This is a genomic window from Succinimonas sp. (assembly GCF_045225735.1).
Lineage (GTDB): Bacteria > Pseudomonadota > Gammaproteobacteria > Enterobacterales > Succinivibrionaceae > Succinimonas.
Genome location: NZ_JBGVBR010000342.1, coordinates 1 through 9,482, shown reverse-complemented (window position 1 = coordinate 9,482; position 9,482 = coordinate 1). Strand labels below are relative to the sequence as shown.

9 protein-coding genes are annotated in these 9,482 nt (G+C 52.5%); 2 read left to right on the top strand and 7 right to left on the bottom strand.

Annotation, left to right across the window (positions count from 1 at the left end):
• The 5 genes from ACJROR_RS12080 to ACJROR_RS12060 all read right to left on the bottom strand — a co-directional run.
• On the bottom strand, positions 1–1,018 hold a 1,018-nt coding region (locus ACJROR_RS12080), incomplete at its 3' end, for a thiamine pyrophosphate-dependent enzyme (RefSeq protein ID WP_406547243.1).
• A 113-nt stretch (positions 1,019–1,131) separates the two neighbouring features.
• Positions 1,132–2,367, bottom strand: coding sequence for a BMP family ABC transporter substrate-binding protein (locus ACJROR_RS12075; RefSeq protein WP_406547242.1), 1,236 nt, complete (start codon positions 2,365–2,367; stop codon positions 1,132–1,134).
• Complete coding sequence (locus tag ACJROR_RS12070; RefSeq protein WP_406547241.1) at positions 2,364–3,518, bottom strand: BMP family ABC transporter substrate-binding protein; 1,155 nt, start codon at positions 3,516–3,518, stop codon at positions 2,364–2,366. The genes ACJROR_RS12075 and ACJROR_RS12070 overlap by 4 nt, the downstream gene beginning before the upstream one ends.
• The gene (locus ACJROR_RS12065) at positions 3,515–5,818 is read right to left on the bottom strand and encodes an EAL domain-containing protein (RefSeq protein ID WP_406037672.1); all 2,304 of its coding nucleotides are present in this window, start codon (positions 5,816–5,818) and stop codon (positions 3,515–3,517) included. Before ACJROR_RS12065 ends, ACJROR_RS12070 begins: the two co-directional genes overlap by 4 nt.
• Before the next feature lie 191 nt (positions 5,819–6,009).
• Positions 6,010–6,351, bottom strand: a complete 342-nt coding sequence (locus ACJROR_RS12060; RefSeq protein WP_406037674.1) for a phenylpyruvate tautomerase MIF-related protein — start codon at positions 6,349–6,351, stop codon at positions 6,010–6,012.
• Positions 6,352–6,738: 387 nt separating this feature from the next.
• On the opposite strand from ACJROR_RS12060, the gene metK reads away from it, so the two are divergent.
• The gene (metK, locus tag ACJROR_RS12055) at positions 6,739–7,890 is read left to right on the top strand and encodes a methionine adenosyltransferase (protein WP_406037677.1); all 1,152 of its coding nucleotides are present in this window, start codon (positions 6,739–6,741) and stop codon (positions 7,888–7,890) included.
• A gap of 130 nt (positions 7,891–8,020) precedes the next feature.
• On the opposite strand, the gene ACJROR_RS12050 is transcribed toward metK, so the two are convergent.
• A complete protein-coding gene (locus tag ACJROR_RS12050) occupies positions 8,021–8,881 on the bottom strand; it encodes a DUF5718 family protein (protein WP_406547240.1) in 861 nt (286 codons plus the stop codon).
• 77 nt (positions 8,882–8,958) lie between these two features.
• On the opposite strand from ACJROR_RS12050, the gene ACJROR_RS12045 reads away from it, so the two are divergent.
• The gene (locus tag ACJROR_RS12045) at positions 8,959–9,240 is read left to right on the top strand and encodes a hypothetical protein (RefSeq protein ID WP_406547239.1); all 282 of its coding nucleotides are present in this window, start codon (positions 8,959–8,961) and stop codon (positions 9,238–9,240) included.
• A gap of 68 nt (positions 9,241–9,308) precedes the next feature.
• Here the strand turns inward: ACJROR_RS12045 and ACJROR_RS12040 are convergent, their stop codons facing one another.
• Positions 9,309–9,482 carry a UPF0175 family protein gene (locus ACJROR_RS12040; protein WP_406547244.1) on the bottom strand — a complete coding sequence of 58 codons (174 nt, stop codon included), beginning with the start codon at positions 9,480–9,482 and terminating at the stop codon, positions 9,309–9,311.

Genomic DNA, 9,482 nt, shown 5'->3' with positions numbered 1-9,482 from the left:
ACTTTTCAGCCCAGTCTGCGGGAAGCTTATGCTCAATGCGTCTTAAAAGCTCGGCGGCCAGATCCGGATATTCCTTCCGATACCCTTCAAAAAGATCATTCCAGGCCTTTTCTTTGGCAGCGCCGGCTTCCCGGGCATTCCAGGCCTGATAAATATCCTCGGGGATCTCGAAGGGGCCGTAATTCCAGCCCAGCTTTTCCTTGGCGAGCACAATTTCCTCATCGCCCAGCGGGGAGCCATGACACTTCTGGGTGCCTTCCTTGCTGGGAGAACCGAAGCCGATAATGGTCTTGCAGCAGATGATGCTGGGTTTGTCATGCTCGTTCTGAGCATTTCTGACGGCGGCGGCAATGGCCTCGGGATCATGTCCGTTAACCTTCTGGACATGCCAGCCGTAAGCTTCAAAGCGAAGAGCGGTATCCTCGGCAAACCAGCCGGAGGTCTTGCCGTCAATGGAGATGCCGTTATCATCCCAGAAGGCAATGAGCTTGCCCAGCTTCAGGGTGCCGGCCAGAGAACAGGCCTCATGGGATACACCTTCCATAAGACAGCCGTCACCCATGAACACGTAGGTATTGTGATTAACCACTTCATAGCCCGGACGATTGAACTGCGCGGCAAGAACCTTTTCAGCCAAAGCCATGCCCACGGCATTGGTGATGCCCTGCCCCAGAGGGCCGGTAGTGGTCTCCACGCCGGCGGTATAGCCGTATTCCGGATGTCCGGGAGTGCGGGAATGCAGCTGTCTGAAATTCCTGAGATCCTCAAGGGAAAGATCATAGCCGGTAAGGTGCAGGAGAGAGTACAGCAGCATGGAGCCGTGACCGTTGGAAAGCACAAAGCGATCCCTGTTAAACCATTTGGGATTGGCCGGATTGTGATTAAGAAAATCGTGCCACAGCACTTGGGCAATGTCGGCCATGCCCATGGGGGCTCCCGGATGACCGGAATTTGCCTTCTGAATTGCATCCATGCTGAGAGCGCGAATCGCATTGGCCATGTCTTTCTTTGTAGCCATCTCTGTTAACTCCTGAAAAATAAAAAGCGGCGGCCTCAGGGGCCTGCCGGAAACATCCTGAACCGGACGCTATTGTAACATGATTTAAAAAAACGGTTTCATCGGTTCCGCGGTTACGGGATCTGGGAATACTGTTCCCCCAGCATCTCAGCCAGCCTGACCGCGCCGTCATAGTTAAATTCCTGCACCTCTTCGGATTCTGAGGATTTGCCCTCCAAAATCCCCATTTCCACAATATTCTGATTCAGCCACAGCGGCATATCCTCCAGATACCGGTCGGAAACCGAACTGTCCGCCGGAATGATAAGACGCATGCGGTTGGAATACACCGGGCCGTAGAAAATTCTGTTAACCCCTTCCCTCATGCGGGCGATTTCATTCCGGATCTCGATTTTGCTCTCCGCCGGGGCGTTGCTGTTAAGCTGCGTGAATTCCACTACCTTCTGCCGGTAATCAAACCAGTAATTGTGCCAGATTTTTCTCTCGCCGTTGCTGATGGCGGAGAAAAAGAACGAATATACCACGTTCATGTTGTAATTAAAGGTGGCCAGCCGGAGGTTCCTGATGGCGCCGGACTTGTCACCGAACTCGCCGAAATACATCACCCCCGCATCTTCGGCCAGCTCGCACCACTGGCAGTTGTCCAGAGAGCCGTTAATGACGTCCGCACCGGATTCCTTAATCAGAATGGCAGCCGCCTGCGCGCCCAGATCATGATCATCGTCAATCCAGAGAAGATGCACCTTGGCAAAGGGGTTAACCCGCTGCACCCCGAGAGCGAAGGCGTTTACCGAACGATCCTTGTTGTTGTGATTGATTTCCGAAATATATCCCACGTGTCCGGTTTTGGTCATCCGTCCCGCCAGAAGTCCCTGAAGATACTTGATCTCATAGGTGCGGGGAATGTAGTTAATAACGTTGTTTTCCCGGGAATCTCCGTCATACATGAAAAAGGTAACCCCGGGATACGACCGAAAAAGATTTCCCAGCTCCACATCATAAACAAAGCCGTGAATGAATATGTGAGTGAAGCCCCGGGAAACATACTCGCTTACGATGCGCCCCACGTTGTCGACCCGGGCGTTTTCCACCACGGCAAGATCTATGGACGGAAAATTCCGCGCCGATTCCACAAAGCCCCGGAGATGGAGATAATTCTTTTTGTCGTTCCGGGACAGCCCCTTCTGAATCAGGAGCACCTTCTCCGAGCCGCTGTCGGAATAATAGCTCTCCCGGTAGCCGTCGCTGTGTCCCATGGAGGAGCTGTAGCCGTCAACGATAAACCAGAGTATTACGGAAAATATCGCCGCATTCACGCACAGGAAAAGGATGCGTCTGTCATACTTCATAGCTCGTCCACTCCCTCCACGAACCAGTCCATGCTGTACATGACGTAAAGAGGATCCAGCCGGGCCCCCCGGGACAGCCGGAGCTCTCCCTTGTTGTCATAGATAGGGCCGGTAAACACGTCAAAACGGGACTGCACCATAAGATTGAAGATCTTATCCATTTCCGTCAAAGCCCGATCCGGCAGCAGCTTGTAGTTCACATGGCGAATGATGGTATTCCCCGACTGAAAATCCACCCACTGGCTGCCGGACTGGAACATGCCCTCATTAACCGAGGACATGAAGTGCTTGTAGAACACCCCCCATCTCCAGGAAGCCTCGGCCAGGGAATTTTCCCGGTAGTAGTGCCCGCCGTTGTTGCCGTAGGAAATGCAGAGAATGCCCGCATGATAGCAGAAGATATCCACATCATCGGTGTCAATGCCGTGGGTAATGGCCTGAATCCGCGGATATTTATGATAAAGACGGCTGATGGCATCCTGAATCTTTTCATGCTCATGCCAGGTATGAGCCATCACCACATGCAGCCTGGCATCCGGACGCACATAACGAAGTCCCATGGCAAAGGCATTCACATCCCGGTAGGTCTCGGGATTCGGTTCGGCGGCGACAAAGCCGAACTCCGATGAATCCACCGCATACCCGGCCATGATGCCGGTAATGTATCTGATATTGTGCATCTTGCCGCTGTAGGACAGGAGATTCGGCCGCGGCTCCACCCGATCGTCAAAAATCCCCGCAAAAAAATACTGCGGGTACTCCAGGGCCTTCTCGTTGATGCAGGGGGTGAACTCATAGCTCGGCGCCATAATAAGCCCGCCCTTGCCCCTGGTGGACTCCACAAAGCGATCAATGTAGCTCAGGCACTTTTCATGATTCACGCTGTCATGAATTTCAGACTGCAGGCCCAGATGATTCACCGCCTCCAGAAGGCCGTCAATATGGGCATCGGCCCAGGAGCTGTCTCCCCGGAGGCCGTTAATCAGCAGCATTACCATCACCTTCTGCTTGGGAGCCAGTTCATCCTCGATAACCACCTGAGTCTTGAAATCGTAATAAAACAAAATCAGGATGGCCAGTCCCATCACAATCAGGGACAGCATAATCGCCTGAAGCTGGTAATATGCCGCAAACTCTTTGGAGTTCTTCACGCCTTCTGCCCCTCTGTATCCTTATCTATGAAACACTCATCCCGCGCTAAGAGATCCTCAAACTCCTGAAGCGGCATGGGCTTGGCATAATAGTAGCCCTGACAGTACTCGCAGCCCAGCCCCCGGAGGATCTCCTTCTGCTCGTAGGTCTCAATGCCCTCCACCAGGGTGTGAATATTAAAGTGGTGCGCAATGGAAATAATGTCCTTGATCAGAAGCACGCTCTGGGAACGCTTCTTGCGCACATCGATGCGATCCACAAAGGACTTGTCGATTTTAATGATGTCAAAGGGCATGAGAGAAAGATTCGACAGCGAGGAGTATCCGGTGCCGAAGTCATCCATGGAAATCTTGAAGCCCAGCTTCTTGATGTCCCGGAGCACCTCCTGCACATGCTTGACATCGTCAATGGTGGCGCTTTCCGTAATCTCAATGTCGATGTAGGGCACCAAATCCTCCGCGCCCTGGATCTGCCGCTCCAGATCCGAAACCAGATTGGCGTTCATAAACTGCACCTGAGAACAGTTCACGGATATCGGCACCTGACGGTAGCCCTTTTCCTTCCAGGCGCGCTGACACTCCAGCACCGTTTTGAAGACAAAATTGTCAATAAGAGCGATGGAGCCGTTTCTCTCGAAAATCGGAATAAACTGATACGGGGGCCGGATGCCCTCAAACTTGTAATTCCACCTTATCAGAGCCTCGGCGCCGTACAGCTTGTTGGTCTTAAGATCGTATTTGGGCTGGAGATACACCAGGAATTCTCCCCGATCCAGGGCAGGCTGGAGCTCGTGCTCGATCTGCTCGGAACGGATGATCTCAAGACGCATGGCCCGGTCATAGACGGTAATGGTGTGACATCTGATATTGAGAGCCTTCTGGGAAATGGCAATGGCGCAGTTGTCCAGATCATAGTCCAGCCGATCCCCGCCGGTTTCGCTCATGATCTCTTCATCAAAGACGCAGTTGGTGATGCCGGCCACAAAGTAGGCCTTGAAATCCACTCCGGGAATGGTTTCCAGATCCTTCAGAAATTCTCCGATATAGTCCCGGACGTACTGAATGTCAGCATTGCGGTAGAGAATGACGAAATAGTCCTGCACCCGGGCGATAAACACATCGGGATCGGTAACCCGCCGGAAGATCTCCGCGGAATGGAGCTCGATTCTTTCGGTCTCCTCGAAGCCGTACAGCCGGGTGATATACTGCCGGTTTACCATTTCCAGCTTCACCAGGAAGAGATCCTTGCCGTCAAAGCTCCCCGCAATGAATTTGTCGAATACCTCCCGGAGCCGGGCCTTGCTGAAAAGACCGGTAACCTCATCCTGATAGGCCAGATTGTAGATTCTTTTCTGATTCTGGTTAACGGTAAACTCGTAGCTCAGGAGCAGGATGAGCAAAACCAGCATGGTGGCTACCTCTACCACCAGGAACATGCCCATCACCACCCGGGGATTGTTGTTTACCACATCCACGGGAATCAGCATGGCGTAGCTCCAGCCGTCAAACTGGGTGGGGGTGATGGAAAGATAGTGCTCCGGATAGCGATCCACCTTATAGAGGTAAATCTCATTGACGTTCTGCTCGATGATGTTCTTCATCTCGGCCGGAGAGGTTTCCTGATAACGGTGACTCAGCACATTAAAGGTAAAGTACGGCAAAAGTCTCCCGTCAGTGGAATGATTGACGTACACCACATCGGAAAGATTGTAGAGCAGGTACGTCATCACCGTTCTTTCGGTTTTGATGAAGTTGTTGCCCCGGTTCAGATACTCGATAAGCTCGTCATCCGAGGAGCGAATGAACATGACGTATTTGATGTAGTCAATGCTGTAGACGGGCACCGCAAATATTACGTCATAGCTGCCGCCGGAGGTGGAGGAGGCGATGGTGACCACCGCATTGCCCTGAAAGGCGCCGGAGATCTTCTGAAAAACGTCCCGGGAAATCATGTCCCCGTGGAGGGTAACGCCGTGGATGTCCACCACCCCCACCGTGGAAAAGCCGGTGACATCGGTAACGCTCTGGAGAGCCCTGATAGAGCTGCTGCCGCCGATGTTCTTGCTGTCACCCAGGGTCAGCGCCACGGACTTCATGGCATCGATAATGCCGGCAAAGCTCTTGTTGATGGCTTCGGTTTCAATCAGAGACTGCCGGACGAAATTATCCTTGACGTTGCCGTACATGACCTCCCGGATTTTATTCTGAAACACCAGAGACACTGCCATAAGGATAAGCGTCATAATAACCACAATTATGACGGTCTGGCGATAGTTGCGTAAATCACTGAGGCGAAGCATATAAGGCACATTCAGGAAGGAAAGACGGATCCGGAGGGAGATTATATACAAAAAACCTGAAAAATAATGTTTTTCAGGTCATGAAAAATCACAAGCTCCCCCGCCGCAGTCTGTCCGGGATCACAAAACAGGCATCGGCCGGTTCTGGCATCTCCGGCACCCGGAGAGCCGTTTTCTGTCGGAAATTACTGTCAGAAATTAGAACCGTTCCAGCCCCAGTCGGATACCGGAGTATAGGTGATGTAGAGAGCGCCGCCGTCCACTCCGTAATCAGAAGTGAGAATCCTGGTGAGCTCCGCGGTCATCCTGTTGTAATCCTGGGACGAGGCGCTCCCGTACAGACTCACGGCAACAAAGGCTCCCGCAGGCTGTTTTTTGCCGGCAAACCAGAGATCGGCGCCATCGCTGATGGCTACCATAAGATAGCTCTCCGGCTTGTGAATAATAGCTGCGGCCTTGCCCAGCGCGGTTTTAAGATTCTCCTTCTCGGAATCGGAAAGCTTTTTAGCCACCCTGACATCAATAAAAGGCATAGTTACCCCCTCTTCATCGCATTTGAATTGCTCCCCTGCCGCATTCCCGCCCTGCCGTTTTTCCGGAGAACTTACCGGAAAAAGCCTGATAAAAATGCAGAACAGGAACGCGGAAACACGGGGACAAGAATAGCAGCAAATAAAGCACCGTTTCAAAATATGCCCGCCCTCGCCTCTTCTTTTTGCGGACTGGTTCCCGAAATGGCAGCTGCAAAGATTGCACCCAGGCCCGGACTCCTCCCCAAGCAGTAAGAACAGGATGCCCGGAACCGCTGTCCGCCCCGAACCGCTGCCCCCGGAAAATCCGGTTTCATGATAAAATTTCGGCAGCAGAGTTCGGAACCGGGCAGATCTCCGGCATCCGGAAAAATATTCAAGGAGAAACACATGACCAGATTATTCACCTCTGAGTCCGTATCAGAGGGACATCCTGACAAAATTGCGGATCAGATATCAGATGCCGTGCTGGATGAAATTTTTAAAAGCGACACCGAAGCTCATGTAGCCTGCGAAACCTTTGTAAAAACCGGCATGGTGCTGGTGGGCGGCGAAATCACCACCTCCACCTGGGTGGATATTGAAAGCCTAGTGCGCAAAATCGTCTGCGACATCGGCTACAACAGCTCTGACGTGGGCTTTGACGGCAACTCCTGCGCCGTGCTGAACGCCATCGGGAAGCAGTCCCCGGATATCAACCAGGGGGTTACCCGGGCGGATCCCCGGGATCAGGGCGCCGGAGACCAGGGCCTCATGTTCGGGTATGCCTGCAATGAAACCGATGTGCTCATGCCTGCGCCCATCACCTATGCGCATCGGCTGGTAATGCGGCAGGCCAAGCTCAGAAAGGAGGGAGCGGTGAAGTGGCTCCGTCCCGATGCCAAGAGTCAGGTTACCTTCATCTATAATGATGACGGCTCGATTCAGGGCGTGGACACCGTGGTACTGTCAACCCAGCATTCCCCGGAGGTGGCCAACAAGGAGCTTCATGAATTCGTGATTGAAGAAATCATCAAAAAGACCATTCCCGCCAAGTGGATCTCTCCCCGCACCCGCTTTCTTATCAACCCCACCGGACGCTTTGTTATCGGCGGCCCCATGGGAGACTGCGGCCTTACCGGACGCAAAATCATTGTAGATACCTACGGCGGCTATGCCAGACACGGGGGCGGAGCCTTCTCCGGCAAGGATCCCTCCAAGGTGGACAGAAGCGCTGCCTATGCTGCCCGCTATGTGGCCAAGAACATAGTGGCCGCCGGACTGGCCCAAAAGTGCGAAATTCAGATCTCTTACGCCATTGGCGTGGCCAAGCCGGTTTCCCTGAGCATTAACACCTTCGGTACCGGTACTATCTCTGAAGAAAAGCTGATCTCTCTGGTAAACAATACCTTTGATTTAAGACCCTTCGGCATTATCGAAATGCTGAACCTGAAGCGGCCCCTCTATTTCAAAACCGCCGCCTATGGTCATTTCGGAAGAGAGGAGTTCCCCTGGGAGCAGATCGACAAGGCGGAAATGCTGCGGCACGAAGCTCACGACTAAATCATTCTCTGGTATCCGGGCAAATCAGACGGCCCGGACTTTTCGGGCAACGGATAAAAGAAAGGCGGAGCTCTGAAAGCCCGCCTTCTCATTTCTCATAAACACTGCAATATCAGGTCAGTTCACCGTATCAGCCGCGGCGCACCTCCTGACGGAGCAGGCTGATGCTCTTAAAGCGCTCCCATTCCTTTGCCGAATCGGAACGCAGAAGCCCCATGATTTCGCTCCGGGACATACCGGAAGGATAGAGCACCACATAGCTTACATCCCCCTCCTTAAGATATCCTTTCTCGCCGAAGGGGGTATAGCGGGTGGCTCCGATGCTGATAACGGCATATTCCGGCCAGTTTGAAAGAGCCAGATATTCAGAAATGTTTTCCCGGGGGCCCTCATCCTGTTGGTTATTCATGCGCTCTGTAATCCAGGAAAGAAGCTCTTCGTACATATAGCTGTAGTCCTTTACCGCGCTGTCGATGCCGTATTCATGGATAACCCCGTCTCTTTTCAGAAACGAGGCAATGCGGTATCCGGCGATATTGCCCGCGGAAGAAAAGGAATCAATTCTGATGAGATTGGCGGAAAGCCCCTTGGTACCGGGGCCCCAGTTCTTCTTGGTGCTGATCTTCACGGGGCCCGGTCTTCTTATAGAGCAGTCATTATAGGCTCCGAAATACTCCGGTATCAGCCCGGTGACCTTATGATCCCCGTTATATTGAATACGGGCCAGAATGCCTACCTCGGGCTCGGTCTGAAGACAGGCATCAGGTTCATCCTGCGGAATGCGGATCTCCTCTGAGGTCAGCGGGAAAACCTTAAGAAAGGAATCCGCCATCCTCCCGCCCGGGGCCGGAAGATAAAACGGAAACACCGCCTTGGGAGCCCGGGCATCAGCCGTCTTCACATCCTTAAAGCTTTCTGCTTCCCCGGCCTGCTCCAGGTGTCCGGCGAAATTTCCGGCCACGCCGAGACCGATAACTCTGGTTAAATCCATAAACCGCTCCTCCAAAATAGTTAATGACAAGCATTATCATTCTACTCCGGGAAGATCGGGTTAGCCACAGATCTGTCATGAAGAACGATGATGCGAAGGTTTGGTTTTTGGAGTTATTCATGACGCTCAATAATGGATCAAAACTTGATTTGAACCGTCACTCGTCCGGAGGACATTCTTCAGGAGCAAGGAACAAGGCTGACTTGGAACGGGAAAGAAAAATTGCCGGCGTGAAATCGCTTTACCACCAGAGGAAATGCGGGGAACTCAGTTTTCCCGAAACATCAAGCCAGAGCGGCTCAGGGGGCAGCAAAAAAAACTGCGTCAGGATTAGAGGGAAACACACAGGAGAACGGTGAATCAACTCCCCCGAACTTTAAGGCACTAATCCTAATGCCGGTTACCGAAACCCCATAAAAAACAACGATCAGGCTGACTTTCTATGCTGTTTCAGCAGTTCTTCAAATTCCGGAACAGTCATGTTGAGATTGCTTGCTGCATTCTCTAAACTGATTTGCTTCTTATTATAAAGCTTGATAATCATGTTCATTTCGATTTCCGGGGTGGCATTTTTAATCACCGCCTTCTCTTTCTCATCCAT

Coding starts and splice junctions, on each gene's coding strand:
- metK (WP_406037677.1), top strand. CDS start 6,739: ATGACCAGATTATTCACCTCTGAGTCCGTATCAGAGGGACATCCTGAC.
- ACJROR_RS12060 (WP_406037674.1), bottom strand. CDS start 6,351: ATGCCTTTTATTGATGTCAGGGTGGCTAAAAAGCTTTCCGATTCCGAG.
- ACJROR_RS12045 (WP_406547239.1), top strand. CDS start 8,959: ATGAAGAACGATGATGCGAAGGTTTGGTTTTTGGAGTTATTCATGACG.
- ACJROR_RS12065 (WP_406037672.1), bottom strand. CDS start 5,818: ATGCTTCGCCTCAGTGATTTACGCAACTATCGCCAGACCGTCATAATT.
- ACJROR_RS12040 (WP_406547244.1), bottom strand. CDS start 9,482: ATGGATGAGAAAGAGAAGGCGGTGATTAAAAATGCCACCCCGGAAATC.
- ACJROR_RS12075 (WP_406547242.1), bottom strand. CDS start 2,367: ATGAAGTATGACAGACGCATCCTTTTCCTGTGCGTGAATGCGGCGATA.
- ACJROR_RS12050 (WP_406547240.1), bottom strand. CDS start 8,881: ATGGATTTAACCAGAGTTATCGGTCTCGGCGTGGCCGGAAATTTCGCC.